This is a genomic window from Rhodococcus sp. OAS809 (assembly GCF_040546695.1).
Classification (GTDB): Bacteria; Actinomycetota; Actinomycetes; order Mycobacteriales; family Mycobacteriaceae; genus Rhodococcus_F; species Rhodococcus_F qingshengii.
Genome location: NZ_JBEPOI010000002.1, coordinates 3269744 through 3291477, shown reverse-complemented (window position 1 = coordinate 3291477; position 21734 = coordinate 3269744). Strand labels below are relative to the sequence as shown.

18 protein-coding genes are annotated in these 21734 nt (G+C 60.6%); 10 read left to right on the top strand and 8 right to left on the bottom strand.

What is annotated here, in order from left to right; all coding sequences use genetic code 11:
• Window positions 1–74 precede the first annotated feature (74 nt).
• Together ABIE52_RS18460 and ABIE52_RS18455 are read right to left on the bottom strand one after the other, a co-directional pair.
• A complete protein-coding gene (locus ABIE52_RS18460; RefSeq protein WP_042451923.1) occupies window positions 75–1439 on the bottom strand; it encodes an MFS transporter in 1365 nt (454 codons plus the stop codon).
• A 642-nt stretch (window positions 1440–2081) separates the two neighbouring features.
• A complete protein-coding gene (locus ABIE52_RS18455; protein WP_042451920.1) occupies window positions 2082–2669 on the bottom strand; it encodes a TetR/AcrR family transcriptional regulator in 588 nt (195 codons plus the stop codon).
• Between the two features lie 160 nt (window positions 2670–2829).
• On the opposite strand from ABIE52_RS18455, the gene ABIE52_RS18450 reads away from it, so the two are divergent.
• Complete coding sequence (locus ABIE52_RS18450) at window positions 2830–3717, top strand: crotonase/enoyl-CoA hydratase family protein (RefSeq protein WP_064111586.1); 888 nt, start codon at window positions 2830–2832, stop codon at window positions 3715–3717.
• Between the two features lie 42 nt (window positions 3718–3759).
• Here the strand turns inward: ABIE52_RS18450 and ABIE52_RS18445 are convergent, their stop codons facing one another.
• A complete protein-coding gene (locus tag ABIE52_RS18445) occupies window positions 3760–4764 on the bottom strand; it encodes an AraC family transcriptional regulator (protein WP_192711840.1) in 1005 nt (334 codons plus the stop codon).
• A 115-nt stretch (window positions 4765–4879) separates the two neighbouring features.
• Between ABIE52_RS18445 and ABIE52_RS18440 the strand changes: the two genes are divergently transcribed.
• The 7 genes from ABIE52_RS18440 to ABIE52_RS18410 all read left to right on the top strand — a co-directional run bounded on the left by ABIE52_RS18440 (window position 4880) and on the right by ABIE52_RS18410 (window position 12797).
• Complete coding sequence (locus ABIE52_RS18440) at window positions 4880–6334, top strand: aldehyde dehydrogenase (RefSeq protein ID WP_073512052.1); 1455 nt, start codon at window positions 4880–4882, stop codon at window positions 6332–6334.
• A 13-nt stretch (window positions 6335–6347) separates the two neighbouring features.
• Window positions 6348–7139, top strand: a complete 792-nt coding sequence (locus ABIE52_RS18435) for a maleylpyruvate isomerase N-terminal domain-containing protein (RefSeq protein WP_192711841.1) — start codon at window positions 6348–6350, stop codon at window positions 7137–7139.
• A gap of 40 nt (window positions 7140–7179) precedes the next feature.
• Window positions 7180–8016, top strand: a complete 837-nt coding sequence (locus tag ABIE52_RS18430; protein WP_019749697.1) for an SDR family oxidoreductase — start codon at window positions 7180–7182, stop codon at window positions 8014–8016.
• 199 nt (window positions 8017–8215) lie between these two features.
• The gene (locus ABIE52_RS18425) at window positions 8216–9184 is read left to right on the top strand and encodes an NADPH:quinone oxidoreductase family protein (RefSeq protein WP_064111575.1); all 969 of its coding nucleotides are present in this window, start codon (window positions 8216–8218) and stop codon (window positions 9182–9184) included.
• Window positions 9185–9243: 59 nt separating this feature from the next.
• The gene (locus tag ABIE52_RS18420) at window positions 9244–10791 is read left to right on the top strand and encodes an acyl-CoA synthetase (protein WP_064111573.1); all 1548 of its coding nucleotides are present in this window, start codon (window positions 9244–9246) and stop codon (window positions 10789–10791) included.
• On the top strand, window positions 10788–11882 hold the full coding sequence (locus ABIE52_RS18415; RefSeq protein ID WP_192711842.1) for a CaiB/BaiF CoA transferase family protein: 1095 nt from the start codon (window positions 10788–10790) through the stop codon (window positions 11880–11882). The genes ABIE52_RS18420 and ABIE52_RS18415 overlap by 4 nt, the downstream gene beginning before the upstream one ends.
• Window positions 11883–12020: 138 nt before the next feature.
• Entirely contained in the window at window positions 12021–12797 is a 777-nt protein-coding gene (locus ABIE52_RS18410) for an enoyl-CoA hydratase (RefSeq protein WP_192711843.1), read from the top strand.
• 78 nt (window positions 12798–12875) lie between these two features.
• Here the strand turns inward: ABIE52_RS18410 and ABIE52_RS18405 are convergent, their stop codons facing one another.
• The 5 genes from ABIE52_RS18405 to ABIE52_RS18385 form a co-directional block, all read right to left on the bottom strand.
• Entirely contained in the window at window positions 12876–14027 is a 1152-nt protein-coding gene (locus tag ABIE52_RS18405) for an acyl-CoA dehydrogenase family protein (protein WP_192711844.1), read from the bottom strand.
• 16 nt (window positions 14028–14043) lie between these two features.
• Window positions 14044–15027 carry an NAD(P)H-dependent flavin oxidoreductase gene (locus ABIE52_RS18400; RefSeq protein WP_042451892.1) on the bottom strand — a complete coding sequence of 328 codons (984 nt, stop codon included), beginning with the start codon at window positions 15025–15027 and terminating at the stop codon, window positions 14044–14046.
• Between the two features lie 32 nt (window positions 15028–15059).
• The gene (locus ABIE52_RS18395) at window positions 15060–16466 is read right to left on the bottom strand and encodes a 4-hydroxyphenylacetate 3-hydroxylase N-terminal domain-containing protein (protein ID WP_064443079.1); all 1407 of its coding nucleotides are present in this window, start codon (window positions 16464–16466) and stop codon (window positions 15060–15062) included.
• 121 nt (window positions 16467–16587) lie between these two features.
• Window positions 16588–18027: an aldehyde dehydrogenase gene (locus tag ABIE52_RS18390; RefSeq protein ID WP_042451887.1), complete on the bottom strand. Its 1440-nt coding sequence runs from the start codon at window positions 18025–18027 to the stop codon at window positions 16588–16590.
• 112 nt (window positions 18028–18139) lie between these two features.
• Entirely contained in the window at window positions 18140–19075 is a 936-nt protein-coding gene (locus ABIE52_RS18385; RefSeq protein WP_192711845.1) for a helix-turn-helix domain-containing protein, read from the bottom strand.
• A 99-nt stretch (window positions 19076–19174) separates the two neighbouring features.
• Here ABIE52_RS18385 and ABIE52_RS18380 point away from each other — a divergent pair, with 99 nt between their 5' ends.
• On the top strand, window positions 19175–20887 hold the full coding sequence (locus ABIE52_RS18380; protein WP_192711846.1) for a thiamine pyrophosphate-binding protein: 1713 nt from the start codon (window positions 19175–19177) through the stop codon (window positions 20885–20887).
• On the top strand, window positions 20887–21666 hold the full coding sequence (locus tag ABIE52_RS18375; protein ID WP_354541515.1) for an SDR family NAD(P)-dependent oxidoreductase: 780 nt from the start codon (window positions 20887–20889) through the stop codon (window positions 21664–21666). Before ABIE52_RS18380 ends, ABIE52_RS18375 begins: the two co-directional genes overlap by 1 nt.
• Window positions 21667–21734 lie beyond the last annotated feature (68 nt).

Sequence of the window (21734 nt, the reverse complement as noted above, 5' to 3'; positions counted from 1 at the left end):
GCAGTCGCCGACAGTGATTTCTCGTACCCGAAAACCTGGGGTGAGTGGCATCGAGACCACTCACCCCAGGTTGATCATGATGCGTACTGAGCGTTCGCGGTCTCCACACGGGTGCTTGCGACGGTCGGCGAGGTTCCGGAGTATCGGCGAATGATCACGTAGAGGCAGATCAATCCGATAGCACCGGCAGCGGCGAGGAAGGAACCGACCTTCCATGCGTTGTCCGGATTTCCGTTGATCAGCATCACCATGATCATCGGCGCGAAACCTCCGATGATTGCGGAGATCTGATAACCGAGTGAAGCGCCGGAGAATCGAATCTCCGGTGGGAACAGTTCAGCGAATAGTGTTCCCTGCGTGCCAGTTTGGAGGGACATTGCTACTACGCCGACGATAACCGCGACGGCAAACGGCCAGATCGTGTCCGGGCTGGATCCACCGATCATCAGCCACATCGGGATACCCCAGAGCATCATGGCTGCGGTGCCGAGGCCGAAGACCAGTTTGCGACCGTAGAGGTCGGACAGATATCCCGCCAGCGGAACCAGGGGAATCTGTATTGCACATGCGATCAGGATGTAGGTGAGGACCGTCGACCGCGGTATTTCCAGGTAGGTGGTCGCGAACTGAACCGAACCGGTGATCATCGTGTAGAAGAAGATCACGCCGATGGCATTGGCGCCTGCTGCAGCGAGGACTGTGCCTGGATTCTTCTTGAGCACTTCGAGAATGGGGGACTTCCGAACGACCGGAGATTCGGCGAGTTTTTCTGCGAGTGCCTTGAACTCGGGGGTTTCTTCGAGATAGCGATGGATGAGGAATGCCACTGGAAGCATGACCAAGCTGATCCAGAACGGGATCCTCCATCCCCAGGAGAGGAACGAATCAGCCGCAAGAGTTGCTGTCAGGACCAGGAACACGATATTGCCCAGCACCACACCGATCGGAACACCGAGTTGGGCGAAGCTGCCGAAGAGCCCGCGGCGGTCCGCCGGTGCGTTCTCGGTGGCCAGCAATACGGCCCCGCCCCACTGTGCTCCCACGGCCAAGCCCTGGCAGATTCGCAGCGTCACGAGGATGGCCGGGGCAAGCCACACGACATTGGTGTTGGGGACGAAACCAACCAAGGAGGTTGCCACCGCCATGAGGACCACGGCGGCAACGAGCACCGGCTTTCGGCCGTACCGGTCACCGAAATGACCGGCGAGCACACCACCGATAGGACGGGCGATGAATCCGACTGCGACGGTGGCAAACGAACTCATTGCAGCGACCACCTCGCTGTCGGTGGCGAAGAACGTCGAGTTGAACACGAGCGCGGCGGCAGTCGCGTAGATGAAGAAGTCGTACCACTCCAGGGAAGTGGAGATAGCGGCTGCAAAGGACGCGCGCCGAGATCTGCCCGGGCGCTCCACCGCAGATTCGGTGTTGTTGGTCATCGCGATTCGCTCTCTGTGGGGTCGTTCAGTTGAGTTCGGTCAGGACGTGAGTTGCGGCAAGTTGGGTGTGCGGCCGACGACGAGCTTGTCCCGAGCGCCGGCACCAGACGGAATCGTGCTCGCCGGGTATTGGGTCGAAAGGTGGTGACGCAATATCCAAGTGCGAGTGGGTTCTTCGATACGAGAAGTCATATCTCGCCGCCATTGCCGTACCGGAGGCGCTCGCAAAGTCGGGTGGCGAAGGTGACCACGTCGAGGCCGCCGGCGACGTGTGCAGCGTCATCTCGTGGCAATGCGGAGGTGGTCATGTGGCCCGCACTCCTTCGTTCCGAATTTGCCAAACGATCGTTCGGCTGCGAGTCATCATTGACCTAGCGATCGTTAAATGTCAATAGTCGGGAAAAGTGCGTTTTTGCAGCGACTTTCTCCGCAAGGAGGGTGCGATTCGAAATCTGTTGCCAAACGATCGTTCGCCTGAGATGATGATTAGTCAGTGATGCAGGTCTCAGGAATGGAGATACCGATTCGAGCGGCGGGGGTGCGGACGAAAGTCGAGGCACGCTGGTCTCGCACATCGACGGCGTTGAGTGGCTTCAGCCAATGCGACCCTTCAGATCTTCTTTGGCGGAGGTGTCGCCCAGCTCAGCTTGATTCGATCATCGCGGTCGCCAATGCGCAGTACCGAGACGCGATATCTTCCGCATTCATCGGTCCGTCGACGCGCCACCACACACAGACTTGCTGCCCCATGTTGATGATGGCGCGCACGGCATCTCGGGGAAAGGGAGTGTGGAAAGCACCTTCTTCAATGCCGCGTTCGACGACGTCGCGAAACATGCTTTCCTGCTCGTCACGCAGGGTTACGACCAGACGGTGACCCGATTCGTCCAAGCTGCGCAATTCTGTCGCTCCTACGAGGGCGTCTTCGCGCCTGGTCGTATGGAACATGACCCAAGCGCGGACGATTGCTTGCAGTTGGTCTTTCGGGTCGCCGCCGGAGCGCAGCAGTGCACTGCGGGTCATGCTGATGGCGTCGTGGAGCGCCCGAATCATGATTTCTTGAAGGATTTCCTGCTTGGATTTGAAGTGGTGGTAGATGGACGCGACAGTGAGATCGGCGCCGGCGGAGATGTCACGCATGGACGTCCCGTGATAGCCGCGCTCGTTCATGTTTCGGACAGCGGAATCGAGTATGAGTTGCCGGACAACGACTGTCTTCGCCCCACTCATTGTTCGGTTTCCTTCTCATTTCCTCGGTGCCTGCGTCTTGCCCAGCTTAGAGCCGAACAGTCGCGGGACACACCTGATGGAAAGGAACCGTCTTGAACTGCCGATATGGGCAGAATACCGATTATCGTTCGCTGATCGCCACCCGGAGAAAGAGGTACCTGTGGAACACATATCGATGAGTATCGAAGACGGTATCGCCGTGATCACCCTCGATCGACCGGACAAGCTGAACGCATTCACCACGACGATGGAAAACGAGCTCATCGAAGCGTTCGACTCCACCGACGCGAACGACGCTGTGCGCGCGGTGATCCTGACGGGAGCGGGCCGCGCGTTTTGCGCGGGGGCAGATCTGTCCTCGGGGGCAGAGACATTCTCCGAATGGAGCGCCGAGTCGAACGGAACTGACGCGGACGGTGACGATCTACGTCGGGACGGTGACGATCTACGTCGGGACGGCGGCGGACGCGTCGTCCTGCGAATGTTCGATTCATTGAAGCCGATCATTGCGGCCATCAACGGACCGGCGGTCGGCGTGGGTATCACCATGACTCTTGCGGCCGACTTTCGCTTGGCCGCCGACGACGCCAGGATGGGTTTCGTCTTCAATCGGCGAGGACTCGTGCCCGAGTCGTGTTCGTCGTGGTTGCTGCCGAAACTGGTTCCGCTCCAGCGAGCCCTCGACTGGATCTACTCCGGACGGATCTTCACTGCTGCGGAAGCATTTTCGGCCGGGTTGGTCTACCGACTGCATTCGCGCGAAGATCTTCCAGGGGAGGCGACGGCGCTCGCGCATAGCCTGACCCGTGACAGCGCGCCGGTATCGGTTGCCCTGTCGCGTCAGATGATCTGGCGCATGCTGGGAGTCGAACATCCCATGGTCGCGCATCGCGTCGAGAGCATCGGAATTAATGCTCGCGGTGCTCAGGCTGACGTTCGTGAAGGTGTTGCGGCGTTTCTGGAAAAGCGAGAGGCGGTGTTTCCCGACCGTTGCAGTGACGCAATGCCAGATCTGTTCTCATCCCATCTCCCACGCCCCCGGTGGTGAGCCGCTACGACCTTCGAACCGTCGGCGTTGTAGCTCATGCGGTCAATCAGTGCGGCGGGTAAGTGCCCTCCGCTTCTCCAGGGGCGTTGTGGAGAACCAACGCCTACAGCTTCGAGTGAGGGTGCTCGGTTCGGAATAGCCGAGTTGGCGTGACACTTCGGAGAGGGACACGTCTCTGTTCGAGAGAAGACCGAGAGCAAGTTCGCGTCGTGAATCGTCGACGAGCGATTCGAACGCCTTGCCTTCCAACGCCAATCGTCTCTGCAATGTTCGCGGGTGCAGCATCATCAATGTCGCGACTTGCTTCAGTGTGGCTGCACCCGCAGGCAGGGAACGCACGATCAAAGCCGACACCGCGTCGTGGAACGCGACATCCGGATCTCGACCCGCCATGAAACGCACGGCGAAGTCGTAGGCCAACGGATCCACCCGGGGCAGGTGGCGCTGCATGACTCCGCGCGGAAAGGTCAACAGATTCCGATCCGAGCTGAACTCGACGGAACAACCGAAATGCTCTACGTACCTGCGTATTTCGGAGATACGTGGATGTTGAAACGAGATGTGCGTCGGATGGAAATCCGGGCCGGCCATCATCCGGAACGTCTGAAGCGTTACGCCCATCGCCAGTTCCACGACGTGGGACCGATACGGAAGTCGATGCAGCACGGTATCGAGTCCGTAGGACACCTCGGTGTCGCCGACTGTCAGATCGACCGCCAACGCCGGACTGTACACGTGCGCGTACCGGGCGACGTCATGCAACGCATCTCCGATCGTCTCGGCACTGCGGGCCACGATGGCAACCGGACCGAGAATGTCCGAGTCCTGTCTGCCTGCGAGCCTGAGTGCGAAGTCGGGCGACTCCAATTCATCCGCACAGAGTCCGAGCAGCGTGGACAAGGCACTGAACGGCAAGAAGTGGTCGTACGCGCCGATGATGGCCGGATCGATGCCCACACGGTCGAGGAATTCGTACGGATCTCCACCGAGTTCGGAGATCAACTCGGGCAGTCGCGTCAGCGACGAGGCACTGATCAGATCTGCCATGTGTCGAAATGTAAATAAATTGGCGCATGATGTCAATTTTCTCGTCGCCTGAGCAGTGATGATCAACACAGGTTGGCTGGTTCAACGTCGAGCGCCATCCCTGGAGGAGCCAGAAATGACAACACTCACCGACCGCACTGCACTGTTCATCGATGGACTGTGGAGAGCACCGGATACTTCCGAAATCATCCGAGCCGTATCACCTTTCACAGAGCAGCAGATAGGCTCGTTCCCCGCCTCCGTATCGACGGATGTCGACGCAGCTGTATCAGCGGCTCGAAAAGCGTTGCGACGGAATGACTGGGCCGATCTTTCCGCCGCAGAACGTGCGCGTGTCATCCGCAGGTTCGCCGACGAACTCGAGAAACGATCCGAAGACCGCGCGTCGGCGGTCACTCACCAGAACGGCATGCCTATCGAGCTCGCCCGTTTCGCCGAGGGGGCCGCACCCGTCCAGCTTTTGCGCTATTACGCAGGCCTCGCCGAGTCGATGCCTACCGAAGAGCGACGGGCCAGCCAACCGATGCCGGGTACGACAATCGTGCGACGCGAGCCGATCGGTGTCGTTGCTGCCATCGCGCCCTGGAACTTCCCGGCTGTGCTTTCGATGTTCAAGATCGCCCCGGCTCTTGCTGCGGGATGCACCGTCGTGCTGAAGCCCTCTCCCGAAACCACCTTGGACTCTTATATATTGGCCGAGGCCGCCATTGCGGCAGAACTTCCCGCGGGTGTCATCAACATCGTGACTGGCGGACCGGAGATCGGTCAGTATCTCGTGGCGCATCCCGGGATCGACAAGGTAGCCTTCACCGGATCCACTGCGGCCGGTCGACACATCGGCACGGTGTGTGGCGGTATGCTTCGCCCCGTTACCTTGGAGTTGGGTGGCAAGTCGGCGGCCCTGGTCCTCGACGACGCGGATGTCGAGGAGACGGTAACCGGTCTGGCAACTGCATCCCTGCTCAACAGTGGGCAGACGTGCTATATGTCGACTCGAATCTTGGTTCCCCGCAGCCATAGTCGGACGTACGTCGACGCCATTACCGCGATGGCCGAGGGTCTGCAGGTCGGCGACCCGATGGAACCGTCGACGTTCGTCGGCCCGATGGTGAGCGCAAGGCAACAGGAACGTGTGCTGTCCTTGATCGACCAGGGACGCTCGGAGGGCGGAACTGTCACCACGGGTGGCGGACGCCCCGCCGACCTCGACACCGGATTCTTCGTGCAGCCCACGGTGTTCGCCGATGTCGACAACGACAGCACCATCGCACGGCAGGAAGTATTCGGGCCGGTGCTGTCAGTCATTTCATACGACGACGTCGATGAGGCTGTCGCGCTTGCCAACAACTCCGAGTACGGCCTCGGTGGGACTGTATGGACCTCCGACGAGGAACGCGGTATCGCAATTGCTCGACGTGTCGAGACCGGCTCGTTCGGTGTCAACACCTTCAACCTCGACTGGGGTTCACCGTTCGGTGGAGTCAAAGCCAGCGGCCTGGGTCGTGAACTCGGTCCCGAAGGGCTCGCGGCGTACCAGCAGCTCAAATCCATTTTCCTCGCATCCTCGTAAGAATCGAGCCACCATGTCCGACGCAGGACTCGCCGGCGCTCGTGCGCTGGCAGAAAACACAGTGAAAATCGCCGAGCAGTTCGGCACGACCGAGTGGGAAGCAGACAGTGCGTGCCACGGTTGGCGCGTCCACGATCTCATCGGTCACATGGCGTTCTTCTTCAACTTCATCGCCGATCCGGATCTGGTGTTCCCGCCGAACCCCAGTGGAAAGTCCGAGCGGCTCAACGATGCTGCCGTCCGCGAGCGTGCCGATCTACCGCACGAGCAGATCCTGGACTACTACCGGGAACAATCCGAAGCGGGACTCGCGACGTTGGCCGCGCTGCAGACAGAGGAGCTTCGCAACAACACACTCGAGATGCTCGACCTCGGGACTTATCGCCTTCATCAGCTCAGTGACGCAGTGTCGTTCGACCATCTCGTCCATTTGACGTCGGATCTTCTGTCGCCGTTCGGACCGTTTCCTCACGGTGAGATCGACGTGGCGGCCGCTGTCGATCCGGCGATCGACTGGATGGTTGCGGGGCTCCCGCAGATGTGCGGCGAAGCTGTCGCCTCCGCCTTGACATCGCCTGTGGCACTGCGCCTCAACGGCGCCACCGAGCGCACTTTCGTCATCTCTCATGTCGATGGGGGAGTGACCGTCACCGAAGCTGACGACGTGCCGGAGAACGTCGCGACCACCCAGGCCACCGAATTCCTGCGGTGGGGGACCACCCGATCTGCATGGCGGTCTGCCGTCGAGGTTTCCGGCGACCGCAAGACCGTCGCCGCAGTCCTCGATGCCATCGACATCGTCTGACCCACAACGAACCCGAGATCCAGAACAAGAGGAAACAGCTATGTCTCAGTACTTGCAGGACAAGGTCATTCTCATCACCGGTGCAGGCGGTGGGTTCGGTCAACTCATCGCCGAGAAGGTGGCAGCGCAGGGCGCCAAAGTCGTCGGCGTGGACATCAACGAGGCGGGCCTGAAGACTGTATTCGACGGTATCGCGGCCGCGGGATTCACCGGTACCTACAAGATTGCCGACGTCACCGACATGGATCAGGTCATCGCTGCGGCGCAGCACGGCATTTCGGAGTACGGAGCGCTCGACGTACTCGTCAACAACGCAGGCGTCATGCCTCTCGCGTATTTCGCCGATCACGAACGTGCGTGGCAGAAGTGGCACAAGGCAATCGACATCAACATCAAGGGCGTCGTGAACGGAATCTCCGCCGTATACGACCAGATGATCGAGCAGGGACGCGGTCAAGTCGTCAACATCTCGTCGATCTTCGGAAACGCAGGCATCGACGGTTCCGGCGTCTACAGCGCGACCAAGGCTGCAGTCACCACGATCTCGGATTCACTGCGAATCGAAGCCAAGGGCAAGATCAAGGTGACGACGGTCAAGCCCACAGGCGTGACAGGAACAAACTTGGCGAGCTGGATCGTCAATGAGAACGCGATCCTGGGTCTCACCGGTCAACGTGCGGGAACCTACATGGAGAACGTCGGGCATCTAACCGACGGCACCCTCAGCCCCGGGCAGAAGGACGTCGACTCCATCGAATACTGGCTGATCAAGCCCGACGATCTGGCCGACGCTGTTGTTCACATCATTGATCAACCATGGGGTATCAGCATCAGTGACATAACCGTGCGCGCCAGCGGCGAGGATTACCTGTACTGACGACCTGATCGAAAACCGCTCCCTGCCAGTGTGGCTTCGCGAACATCGTCGAGGACGACGGCCCGGGGGCGTCCCGCGGGCAGACGCCATTGCCATGGTCTGCCTGTCGCCGTAGAGTCCTACTTAACGATCGTTAAACTGTTGCTACGGCGGATTCCGTTTGTCAACGAAGTCGCCGGGACCAGTCCGAGGAGTTTGAATGAAAGCAGTCCACTTGGTGGAGGCGACGGGGCCCGGAGGTCTGTCGTTGGTCGATGTCGACGAACCTGTCGATCCGGCACTGGTGGTAATTGATCTGCACACCGCCGGAGTGAGTTTCCCCGATCTTCTCGAGACCACGGGCAGCTACCAAACGGTGCGCGAATTACCCTGCGCGCTAGGGGTTGAGGGCGCCGGTACCGTTCGGAGCGCGCCACCCGGGTCCGGCTTCACACCCGGGCGGCGCGTGGCCGTGCTTACGGCCGGGGAAGGTGCGTGGCAGCAGACCGTTGCGGTCGCGCCGTCCAATGTCTTTGCTCTGCCTGATGCGGTCTCGCTCTCGGCCGGCTCGGGATTTCTCCTGAATTATCTGACTGCGCATTTCGCCCTCGACGAACGCGCGCGATACCGTGCCGGCGAGACCGTCCTGATTCACGGCGCGGCCGGTGGATTGGGTACGGCCGCGTTGCATGTCGCGTCAGCGCTCGGTCTGGAGACCGTCGCTGTCGTGAGTACAGGCGAGAAGGAGAAAATCGCCGCGGAGTCCGGGGCAACGCACGTCGTGTCGGTCGACGGGTGGAAGGAACGCGTCCAAGGGATTACGAATGGGCGCGGTGTCGACATCATTCTCGATCCGGTCGGTGGTGACCGCTTCACCGACAGCCTGCGCAGCCTTGCGCCGAACGGGCGCCTGGTCGTTTTGGGATTCACCGGCGGTGATATTCCCACGGTCAAAGTCAATCGACTTCTCCTGAAGAATATTTCTGTTACCGGTGCAGGATGGGGTGAATATCTGAAAACTGATCCCAAGTATCTGGCGCGTCAATGGCAGGAGCTCTACCCCCTGCTCGAGTCGGGAGCTCTGAGGGTGCCCGAGCCCACCCTCTACCCCTTGGCGCGTGCCGCCGATGCATTGAAGTCGTTGCGTGAGCGTACGGCGGTAGGAAAAGTCGCGCTGTCTCTCGAATGATCTCTACACGAACAACTTTGTGAACAAACGACCTTAGCGAACGAACCTTGGAGTAAACCATGTATCCCGGAGCGTATGTTGCGACAAACCCGGATAAGGCCGCGGTAATCGTTGCCGAGACCGGTGAAGCGGTGACGTTCGCGCAATTGGAATCGAATTCGATTCGGATTGCGCGAGTGCTCCACGGACTCGGGTTGCGGCGAGGCGACAACCTGGCCGTGCTCGCCACCAATAACGTTCAGGTCTTCGACATCTACTGGGCGGCTATGCGATCCGGTGTCTACCTGACGATGGTCAACTGGCACCTGACCGCTCCGGAAGGTGCATACATCGTTGAGGACTGCGAGGCAAAGGTAGTCATCGTCGATGCTGCTCTGGGCGAGCTGGCAGAGACGCTGTCCGAACTCGTTCCCCGACAGGTGACCAGGCTTTCCTTCGGCGGTCAACTAGACGGATACGACTCCCTCGACCAGGCGGCTGACATGGAGTCGGACATACCGCTCCCGGATCAACCGCGCGGCGCCGACATGTTGTACTCGTCGGGAACAACCGGCCGTCCCAAGGGCATCAAACCGGCTCTACCGAATCGCCGGATACAGGATCCCGGCGATCAGATGACGACAATGAACCAAAGTGTTTGGGGTGTAACCGAAGACGACATCTATCTGTCCCCGGCGCCGCTCTATCATGCCGCTCCGCTCCGGACGTGCGCGTCGGTCCAGGCGCTGGGTGGCACCGTAGTGATGATGAATCGGTTCGATCCGGAAAAGGCCCTGGAATACATCGAGCGTTATCGCGTCACGTACAGCCAGTGGGTGCCGACAATGTTCGTGCGCATGCTCAAACTGCCACAGGAAACCCGAGACCGTTACGACATATCGTCTCTGCGACTTGCCGTCCACGCAGCCGCACCGTGCCCTGTCGATGTGAAGCGAAAGATGATCGATTGGTGGGGAACGATTCTGGACGAATATTACTCCTCGACGGAACTCAACGGCATGACCATTGTTCACTCGGACGAGTGGCTGCGAAAGCCGGGCACAGTGGGGCGAGCCGCACTGGGAGTGCTCCACGTATGTGGGGAGAACGGCGAAGATCTACCCTCCGGCGAGGTGGGTACGCTGTACTTCGAACGTGACGAATTGCCCTTCAACTATCACAATGCGCCCGAAAAGACCAAGGAAGCACAGCATCCCGCCCACCCGACCTGGACGACTACGGGTGATGTCGGCTTCATGGATGAGGAGGGTTATCTGTTTCTGACCGACCGTAAGTCCTTCATGATCATCTCGGGTGGTGTGAACATATACCCGCAGGAGATCGAGAACGTGCTGATCGAGCATTCCTCGGTATTGGACGCGGCGGTGATCGGGTTGCCCGACGACGAGATGGGGGAGATAGTGATGGCTGTCGTCGAGCCAGTCCCCGAAGCCGAAGCCGGCGATGCGCTTCGCGACGAACTGCTTTCTCATTTGCGCGGACAGATCGCCAAGTACAAGTTGCCGAGGCGACTCGTGTTCAGTACGGATCTACCTCGAACTCCGACCGGAAAACTGGTCAAAGGGAAACTGCGCGAACACTATTCAGGGGAGGTATCCGTCGGATGAGTGGCCCGATGCACGGTGTTCGCGTGCTGGAACTCGCCGGGTTGGGGCCGGGGCCACACGCTGCGATGATGCTTGCAGATCTCGGAGCGGACGTAGTTCGAGTCGAGCGTCCGTCTGGTGGACTCGAGATCTCGCCACGGGAGCAGGACCAACTTTTGCGGGGGAGACGGTCGGTGGAAGCCGACCTCAAGACCGAGTCAGGCCGAGACCTGGTGAGAGCCCTCGTCTCGAAAGCCGATGTGCTCCTGGAAGGTTTTCGGCCCGGTGTGACCGAGCGGCTGGGTTTCGGTCCCGACGTGTGCACCGAACTCAACAGCCGGCTGATCTACGCACGTATGACCGGATGGGGCCAAGACGGCCCACTCGCGCAGCGGGCGGGGCATGACATTACTTACCTGGCGCTGACCGGAGTCCTGCACGCCATCGGTCCGGCCGAGAAACCCACGGTTCCGCTGAACCTCGTCGGGGACTTCGGCGGTGGCTCCATGTTCTTGATCCTCGGAATCGTCTCTGCCTTGTACGAGCGAGAGAGTTCGGGCAAAGGACAAGTGGTCGATGCCGCAATTGTCGACGGAACTTCGGTGTTGGCGCAGATGATGTGGTCGTTGCGAGGGAGCGGACAGTGGAGTGACTCACGTGCAACCAACCTCATGGACGGTTCCACGCCGTTCTACGACACCTACGAATGTTCGGACGGCAAGTTCGTAGCAGTCGGTGCCCTCGAACCGCAGTTCTACGCGGCGCTCCTCCAAGGCCTGGATATCGCGCCGGAATCGTTGCCTGAACAGATGGATCGAAGGGGTTGGCCCACAATCCGAGAACGGTTCACGGAGGCGTTTTCGTCGCGTACGCGAGACGCCTGGGCAGGGCTGTTCGAATCGACGGACGCTTGTGTTGCTCCTGTCCTGAGTCCCGCCGAAGCCGCGCTGCACCCGCATCTTGCCCAGCGGGGAACTCTTGTCGAGGCCGACGGAATAGTGCAGGCGGCACCCGCGCCGCGGTTCTCCCGCTCCAGGACTGCGCAGCCGTCAGGTGCTCGGCCACCCGGGGCCGACACCACCGTCGTGACGAAGGATTGGCTGGGCGGCTGAGGGAAGAAGTACAGGTGAGGAATGTCGCGACAGCCTCTCTCGATCGTTCTTACGTTGCCCCCCTACTCATCGTCGATGGATCGCGAAGATCAACTTTTGTAGCACAACTCGATCGAGTCTGACTGACAAGGAATTTCAATGACCGAAACGCGACCGGATGTCTACGCGAGCCAAGACGGCGGGGTGCTCCGCATAGTTGTCAACAGGCCAGCGCGAATGAACGCGTTGACTACCGAAACCCTGGAGAGACTTGCCACGATCTTCGTCGAGCACGCACAATCCTCGGACGTGCGGGTGGCGGTTCTCGAAGGAGAGGGCAAGGCCTTTTGCACGGGCGCGGACCTCGCGGACGTGACGTTGTCCGGTCCGCCGTCGGCGGACACGATCGATGCCGCCAATGCCTTGGTGCAGACCATTCGAGAGTTTCCGTTTCCGGTGGTCGCTGCGGTACGAGGCCCTGCCGCAGGTGTGGGTGTTTCGCTGGCTTTGGCGTGCGACCTCGTGCTCGCGGCGGAGTCGAGTTACTTTCTGCTCGCGTTCACCAAGGTGGGATTGATGCCGGACGGTGGAGCTACCGCACTGGTGGCAGCGTCGATCGGTCGCGCGCGCGCGATGCGCATGGCGCTGCTGGCCGAAAGATTATCCGCTCGAGATGCTTTCGACTGCGGCCTGGTCTCACACGTGTGCGAGGACGACGCCTTCGCGGTGGAATTGGCAGACCTGACCCACCGATTGGTCGTCGGGTCGTCCCCTGCTTTTCGGTTTACCAAGAAGGCGATCAACGACGCTACGCTCACCGAACTCGGTGATGCGTTCACACGCGAGCGCGTAGGCCAGATCGACCTGTTGGGTAGTGGTGATTTTGCCGAAGGTGTTGCGGCGTTTCAGGAAAAGCGCGCAGCAGTCTTCGGATAGACGAAGCGAGAACGGCGCTTACAACGACCGTGGTCCCGAACACAGGATGTTCGGGACCACGGTCGTTCTCGGTGCTGATCAACTCTTTGCGATGTCGCGACCGATTATCTCCTTCATGATTTCGGTGGTTCCGCCGTAGACGGTCTGGATTCGGCTGTCTACGTAGGCCCGGGCGATCGGGTACTCCATCATGTAGCCGTATCCACCGTGTAGTTGTACGCAGCGATCCACGACGCGCTTCTGAAGTTCGCTGGCCCACCACTTCGCCTGTGCTGCTTCGACTGCTGACAGTTGGTCGTCGTTGATGGCCAGGACTGCGTTGTCGACGTATGCCTGTGTCACGTCGATCTCGGTCAGCATCTCGGCGAGGGCGAATCGAGTGTTCTGGAAGTCGCCGATCGGCTTGCCGAAGGCGGTGCGGTCGAACGCGTAGTCTTTGGTCCATTCGTAGGCCGCACGCGCGGAACTGATTGCGCTCGCGGCGATCGACAGACGCTCACGGGGAAGACGCTCCATGAGATGAATGAGGCCTCCGCCCTCCTCGCCCAGGAGGTTGCTTGCCGGGACTCTTACGTTGTCGAACGACAACTCGGCTGTGTCTTGACCCGCCAACCCCACCTTGTGGAGTTTGCGACCGCGGGTGAATCCGTCCATCCCGCGTTCGACCACGAGGAGGCTGAATCCCCGCGACCCCGCTTTGCGATCGGTGCGGGCCGCAACGATGACGATGTCGGCGTGAATTCCGCTGGTGATGAACGTCTTCTGTCCGTTCAAGATCCAGTCGTCGCCATCTCGAACAGCGGAGGTCTTGATGCCTTGCAGATCACTGCCGGTACCCGGTTCGGTCATCGCGATGGCGCAGATGAGTTCACCGGCAGCCATACCAGGTAGCCAACGTGCTTTCTGCTCGTCTGTGCCGAGGTCGGCGATGTACGGAATGACGATGTCGTCCTGAAGGCCTAGTCCGGCGCCGAACGAGGTGGTGCCGGTACGGGCGATCTCTTCGGCGACCACGTACCGGTACCGGTAGTCGAGTTCACCCGAGCCTCCGTATTGTTCGGGGACGGCCAGGCCGACAATACCCATCTTGCCGGCCGCGAGCCACGCTGATCGGTCGACGAGCCTGGCTTCTTCCCAGCTGTCGTAGTGAGGCGTGATCTCGCGGGCAATGAACTCGCGCACAGTCTCTCGGTAGGCTTCGTGGTCGGCTGTGAACAGTGTTCGACGCATGGGTTGCTCTCCTGTCCTAGACGGAAACGCGTTCGGTCATCGAACGCAAGCGTGCCCCGATGATGGCCTCTGCTTCGGACACCATGCGCTGGACCAACTCGTCGACGGTGGGGATGTCGTGGATCAGCCCCTGTGATGTGCCGACCGTCCAGATACCGGCGTCGGGATTACCGGTTTCGTATACGCTTCGCCCACGCGCTCCTGCTACCAGGTCGCGCACATCCTCGAATTGTCCGCCGCGGGAGAGTATGTCGACAACCTCTCGGCTGACGATGTTGCTTGCCACGCGTGCAGTATTGCGGAGTGGTCGGAAGATCAGTTCGGTCTGTGTTTCGTCTGCAGCGACGATGGCTTCTTTGATGTTCTGGTGGATCGGAGACTCGGTGGTGCACATGAATCGCGTACCCATGTTGATGCCGTCTGCTCCGAGCGCCAGCGCGGCGACCAGACCACGTGCATCGGCGAAGCCGCCGGAAGCGATCATGGGTATCGAAATCTTTTCTGCGGCAGCTGGAATCAAGACCAAGCCTGCGACATCGTCTTCCCCTGGATGGCCGGCGCACTCGAATCCGTCGATACTGATTCCATCGACACCGAGATCCTGTGCTTTGACCGCATGCCGGACTGTTGTGCACTTGTGGAGCACTTTGATTCCGGCGTCATGGAAGATCGGCAGGTGAGGACCGGGATTGGAACCTGCGGTCTCGACGATCTTCACGCCTGAGTCGACGATCACCTGGCGGTACTCGTCGTACGGCGGTGGCGTGATCGACGGCAGAATTGTGAGGTTGACGCCGAACGGTTGGTCGGTCAGGTCGCGGCATCGGGCGATTTCGTTCGCCAGGTCGGCCGGCGTCGGCTGCGTGAGTGCAGTGATGAATCCCAATGCGCCGGCATTGGCAACGGCTGCGACGAGTTCTGCTCTGCCGACCCACTGCATTCCACCTTGGACGATGGGGTGGCGAACGCCGAACGTTTCCGTGAATGCTGTCGAGATCATGAAAATCCTTGTTGTTCTCTCGGGACGAATGGTCAGAGGTGGGATATTCCGGCGAGGTCACTGACGTATTCGCGTGCCCTCGTCGGATCGAAGGAGCGTGAGATCTGCAGTTTCTCGGCCTCGAGTGATCCTTCTGCGTGCGTGGCCAGGACTGACTGATATCCGCCGTAGTCGCGGGCGGTCAGATCCGCAATGAAGTTGAGTAGACGGAGACGCTTTTCGGCAGGAACTGCTGCAGCGTAGTATTTTTCGAGAACTACACGAATTTCGGGATTCTCCCAGTCTTCACCGCCGGGGCCGGTGGCGAGGAGGCCACCTGAGAGATCGGTGAGGATGGCGACCGCGTTGTGGAATCCATGTGCGAAGTGGTATTTGGCCATGTTGACGGCAAGCGGATCTGGTTGCCTGACACCGTGTGCTCCTGGCTTTGATCGAACGGCGGCGAGTTGAGCCAGTCCGCGCACGGTCTCGCTCCAGGTGATCAGTTCGGTGATCTTGCCCTTCACGTGGCCTGCCTTGTTGATGCCGTTGGCCTCGGCGATCAGTGAAGCTGCTCCGACCATGATGTCGAGCAGGGGCAACTTGTAGTTGATGGCGGTGAAACGGTGGTAATCGACAAACGCCAACGCGAGTGGTCCGGCAAGTTCGGGTTGACGGTTGAGGAAGACTCGATTTTTCGGTACTCGGACATCGTTGAAGACGGTGAGCGATTCGAGGAGTTTGTGTTTCGTGGAGATCGGAAATTCGAAGGAGTTGCGTTCTCCGGCTGCGTAGGGAGAGACGTACAGCTCGAGACCTGGTGTGTCGATCGGGATGGCGAAGGACACTGCGTAGTCGGCGTCTTCGGGGCCCATTGCGCGGGTGGGCAGCACGATCAACTCGTCGGCGTTCGCCGAGAACGAAGTGTGGCACTTCGCGCCGCGCACGGTGATGGAGTCGGCGTCCTCGTCGACGATGTGCAGGTAGAGGTCTGGGTCTGCCTGTTGGCGCGGTCCAAGTGACCGGTCACCCTTGACGTCGGTTTGCGCGACGGCGAGTGCGAGATCGCCGTCGCAGACCCGCTTGTAGAAAGCGCGCGCATTCTCGAGACCTTCACCGCTGGTTGCACGAAGAAGGGCGAACAGCGCATCGCTGCCCACCTCTTTGAGGACGATGGTTCCGCCGCCGCGCCGCGATACTTCCTCGATCAGGGCGCCGCGACGAATCAGGTCGTCCGCAGATGTCGGCGCCACGTAGAACGCGCTGACTGGGTCGCCGTCGACATCGGTGACCGCGAGGTCGGGTCGATCGTCGGCGATGTCGTAGCACAGTGCTGAATGATCTACTGCGAGAGTCAGTTCGGGTTCGGCGTAGACATCGGAAATCTTCTTGCCTCGGTAGAAGACTCGGCGATCGTCGCTGAGCCCTTTTCGGTACTGGTCACTGGATCGCACGGCCACTGGATACTTCCTTGATCTTCTGTCGCGGTTATTGCATTCAACTTAGATTAACGATCGTTAAGTAAGTGTGCAATCATCATGTGCTCGACGATTTCCGGCCATTGATGGCGCAGGTGACGAATCAGGCCGTGGTGAAGATCGATTTGGTCTGGAAGTATGCGGCCAGGCCTTCCGGTCCAAGCTCGCGACCGATGCCGCTGGCCTTGGTGCCTCCGAACGGTGCCCCGAAATCGAGTGTGTAGCCGTTGATCCCGAACGAACCGGTATCGACTGAGCGGGCTATTTCCATCCCGCGGTCGAAGTCGGCAGTCCACACGGTTCCACCGAGGCCGTACTCGGAGTCGTTGGCGATTGCGATGGCCTGTGCCTCGTCGGTGTATGGAATGACAGAGAGTACGGGGCCGAAGATCTCTTCGGTTGCAATCGTGTGGTTTGCGGAGACGTTACCGAAAACGGTTGGCTCCAGGAACCATCCGCGCTCGAGTGTGCGCGGTCGTGATCCGCCGGTCGTGATCCGTGCGCCTTCCGCAGTGCCTGCGGCGATGAAGGACTCGACACGTTCGCGCTGCCCGGCGCTCACGAGAGGGCCGATAAAGGTGGTGGGATCCAACGGGTCGCCCACCGGCAGCGACTCGACCATTGCGGTGACGGCATCGAGCACTTCCTCGTAGCGTCCGACGGGCGCGAGAATTCTTGTCGAGGCGTAGCAGGTTTGTCCAGTGTTGATCAACGATGCCGTCGCCAAACCTGCCATCGTCGCGTCGAGGTCCGCATCGTCGAGAATGACTGCGGCGGACTTGCCGCCGAGTTCGAGCGATACCGGACGCAGAAGTCGTCCGCAGGTTGCTCCGATGTGTCGGCCTGCCGGTGTAGAGCCAGTGAACGCGACCTTGTGTACACCCGGATGAGCGACGAGGTATTTGCCGATTTCGGGTCCGCCGGTGACGATGTTGAGAACACCGGCAGGAAGACCGGCCTCCATTGCGGCCTCGGCGAGGACGAACGCGTCGAGCAAGGTCTCGGGTGACGGCTTCAGTACGACGGTGCATCCCGATGCGAGCGCGGGGGCGATTTTCATCATTGCGAGAAGAGATGGGAAGTTCCACGGTGCAATCGCGGCAACAACACCGATCGGTTCTTTCCGAACGATGGTGGTTCCCGTTCCGGCCAGCGCGTGACGGGGTTCTTCGAGCTCGGTCGTGCGGGCAAGCGCGGCGTAATAGCTCAAAAGCCCTGAAGGTCCCTGTCCTTCAGCGACAGTGGAGATCGATACGGGCATTCCGTTCTGCTGGCTGACCAATCGGGCTGTGAGGTCGGCGCGACGCCCCAAGGCTGTGGCAAATCGATCCAAGGCGTCGGCTCGGTCGGCAGGCTCGAGTCGCGACCACGTACGAAAGGCCCGGCCCGCCGCCGCGACGGCAGAATCGACGTCGTTTGTTGCGCTGCCCGGCACGCTGCCGATCTTCTCTTCTGTACTGGCCGAGTGCACCGAGATGGCGTCCGAAATCGTCGGTGATTGCCAGGTTCCGTCTATGTAAAGGGCGGAGTGAGTGAGAATCATGCAGGCTCCTTGCGGTGGGTGGGTGTGCGGGGATCGGGGCGCTCACGTGGACGTAGGCAAACCGCCACACTCATGACTTAGCGATCGTTACATAAGTCATTTGACTCACAAGCTATGTTGCTCCGCCTGTGGATGTCAATGGTCGAGGTGTCCGGCCGTGCATGAGAGTGGTGACCTGATCGGCGGCTTCACTCACGAGCTTGCCCAGTGCGGCGATCCGCTCCCCGGTCAGTGGTGACGGGGCATCGACCAAGCAGAGGATCAGCGCCGGTGTCGAGTCCTGGGCGAAGGCGACGGCATTGACGGACAGCAATTGATAATTGCCGTCGAGGTCGAGTGTTCCGACCGCGACATCCGCGGACAGAAGACGTCGCGCTTCTCTCAGTGCGAGTGCTGCCCTCTGGCCGCCGACTCCCGGGCCGCGCATCTCGGCGACGGCGTCGGAAATTGAACGTTCTTGTTGGCGAAGGCATTCCACGGCGAACCCGCGCTCTCGAATGGCCGTGAGGATTGGCTCGTACTCCGACCGTAGAAGTGCGGCCTCCGTGTCCAATGCCTCCTTGCCGAGGAGAAACCATTCGTGGAGGTCGTTCTCGTCGAGCCATGCGGCAAGGCCTGCACCCAGTGGAGGTGCCATCAGCACATTGTCGCCGATGCGCAACCCGAGAGTTCCGCTGCGCCTGGAGATCGGTTGAATTGCCTCGGCGACAACGAGGTCGGCGCCGGATCGGATGAATCCGAGACAGGCCAGTTCGGATGTGTCGGCCAGTTCTTGCATGACGGTGCGTGAAAGATCGACGACATCGATTGCGCGGGAAGCGGCTTGGCCGACGGGGACTAGCGCCGGGCCGAGTTGGTAGGTCTTGCGGATCGGGTGGCGGACGAGCCAGCCGGCCTCGGCGAGAGCGACGACCATGGGGTAGCAGGTCGCCTTTGCGACGCCGAGGTGTCGTGCGATATCGGCGAGGCTCCGCCCCGCCGTGGGGTCGGATGCCAGCAGTTCGGTCAGCATGACGATTCGATCGGTTTGAGGGGAATTTCGTGCCATGTGTTCGCATAATGCCACTCTGGCGTCGCACTGTGACCCACGATACGGTGGAATGACTTAGCGATCGTTAATCAAGCGGCAAACTCCGGAAGGAAATACATGATTGTCAACGGTGGCGAATTACTTGCCAGAGCACTAGCTGAAGCGGGCACAACCGAGGTCTTCACCCTGCACGGAGGGCACTTGGATGCTTTCCTCGTAGCCTGTCGACGTCACGGCATCCGGCTCACCGACACCCGACACGAAGCCACTGCGGGACACGCTGCGGATGCATACGCGCGAGTGACGGGCAATTACGGCGTTTGTGTAGTCACCTCCGGCCCGGGCTTCACGAATGTCTACACCGCGCTGACCAATGCACTCCTCGATCGCACGCCGACTATCTTCGTCGTCGGTGCTCCGCCGATGCGTGAGACCGAGACGAATCCGCTTCAGGGTGGTTTCGATCAGATTGCCGCAGCTGTTCCGGTGACCAAGTGGGCATACCGCATCACCGATCCGGCACGCGTCCCCGAGATAGTTGCTCTGGCAATTCGTAAGGCGACGACCGGAATTCCGGGGCCGGTGCTGCTCGAAGTGCCGATCGACGTGATGTTCGGTGAAGCCGACGAAGACACCGTGAGATTTCCGGTGAACTACACCGTGAGTGCGAGGTCGGGTCCGACTGCTGCAGCGGTCGAGGTCGCTCTCGATCTGCTCGGTGAAGCGACGAACCCCGCCATTGTGATCGGAGGTGGCGTCACTTTCTCCCATGCGAGCGCGGCGCTGGTGGCGTTCGCGGAAACGGTGGACGTGCCGGTGTTCTACCCCGGGAAGTCCGATGGAGCGGTACCCGCAAGCCATCGACTGGCCGGCGGCGGACTGTTGGCGATCGGCTCGTTGCCTGCCCTTGGGTATCCGACCCCCGACGTGGTATTCGTTGTCGGTGCCCGAGCCGGGATGTTCACCGGCGGACGCACCAGCTTGTTCCCCGGTGCGCGGTTGGTCCAGATCGACGTCGACGCGTCCGAAATCGGGCGTATGCAGGACGTGGACGTTCCGATACTTGCCGACTGTCGAGAAGCGCTCATCGCTTTGAAAACTGCTGCTGATCAACGTCAATGGCCCGATTGGAGTGCCTGGGTCGATGCCGCCACCAGTGCGAAACATGCGCACCGGCATGGTTTCGAGGACGAAGCGACGGAAAGCGGTAAGGCGCATCCGTACTTTGCAGCGCGCGCGATCGTCGAAGCCTGCCCGCCCGGTACTACTTTCGTGATGGACGGTGCCGAGGCGCCGTCGTGGGGCGAGTTCTTCACTACCACCGAAGAGGTTGGTGGTGTCTTGAGGCTCGGCTACCTCGGATGCCTGGGTGTGGGGCCCGGTTTCGCAATCGGCGCACATCGGGCACGACCGGAATCACCCGTTGTGCTCATTACCGGTGACGGCGCGGCAGGATTCCACATCCAGGAATTCGACACAATGGCCCGTCATGGAATACCTGTTGTGACAGTGATATTCAACAATGCAGTGTGGGGGATGTCGATCCACGGCCAGGAAGCGGTGTACGGGGACGAAGGAATTGTCGTACCCGAACTCGCAGACAGCGCATACGAGAAGGTTGCCGAGGCCTTCGGTGGATACGGAGAGCGTGTTAAGGATGTCGCCTCCATCGCCGACGCTATGAAACGCGCGTTCGACGCGGGGGTTCCCGCATGTATCAACGTCGAGGTGGACCCGCACGTAGTCCACCCCATCACGACGATGATGCTCGGTGACGTCACGAGTACGGACGAAATCGTTGTCCCGTACTACGAGAACATTCCTCGCTGATGCCGGGGCGAATGGAAGGTGCAGTAGCCGTCGTGATCGGCGGAGCATCCGGTATCGGTTGGGCAACAGCGCAATTGCTGGCTGCCGAAGGCGTGAGCGTCGTGATAGGCGACATCGACATCGAAGGCGGGCGGAAACGCGCCGTAGAACTCGGTGGGCGAGCTGAAGCAGTCCGGGTCGACGTCGTCGACGAAGAATCGGTCAAGGGGATATTCGAGGGGGCCGAGGCGCAGCATGGTCGGTTGGATATCGCGGTCAATTGTGCCGGGGTGAATCTGCTGGGCTACATAACGGATTTGGAGGCGCAGACTTGGCGGCGCACCGTTGACATCTGTCTCACCGGAGGTTTCTTCGTGATCAAGCACGCGGCGCGTGCCATGACTGCCGGTGGATCGATCGTCTCGATCACCTCATTGAACGCACGGCAGGCGGCTGCAGGTTTTGCAGGATACTGCTCCGCCAAAGCTGGCCTCGCCATGCTCACCGAGGTTGCGGCACTCGAACTCGGAGACCGGGGGATACGCGTCAACGCGGTTTCGCCAGGTCTTGTCGAAACGCCACTTGTCGAGGGTCTCACCGGTGTGCCGGCTATTCAGGCGGACTTCACCGAGAACACTCCGCTCGGACGTAATGGGTTGCCACGCGACGTTGCCGAAGCGGTGTTCTTCCTCGCTTCCGATGCTTCTTCGTGGATCACGGGCGAGGTTCTCGATGTCAACGGGGGTGCCCACTTACGTCGGTACCCGGACGTGATGAAACACATCGAGGCGATGCAATAGCTCGTCGAGAGTTCGTCGGTTCTGATAGCGCCCGGTGTCGTCCACGCGCCCGGGCCGGAAGTTACGTC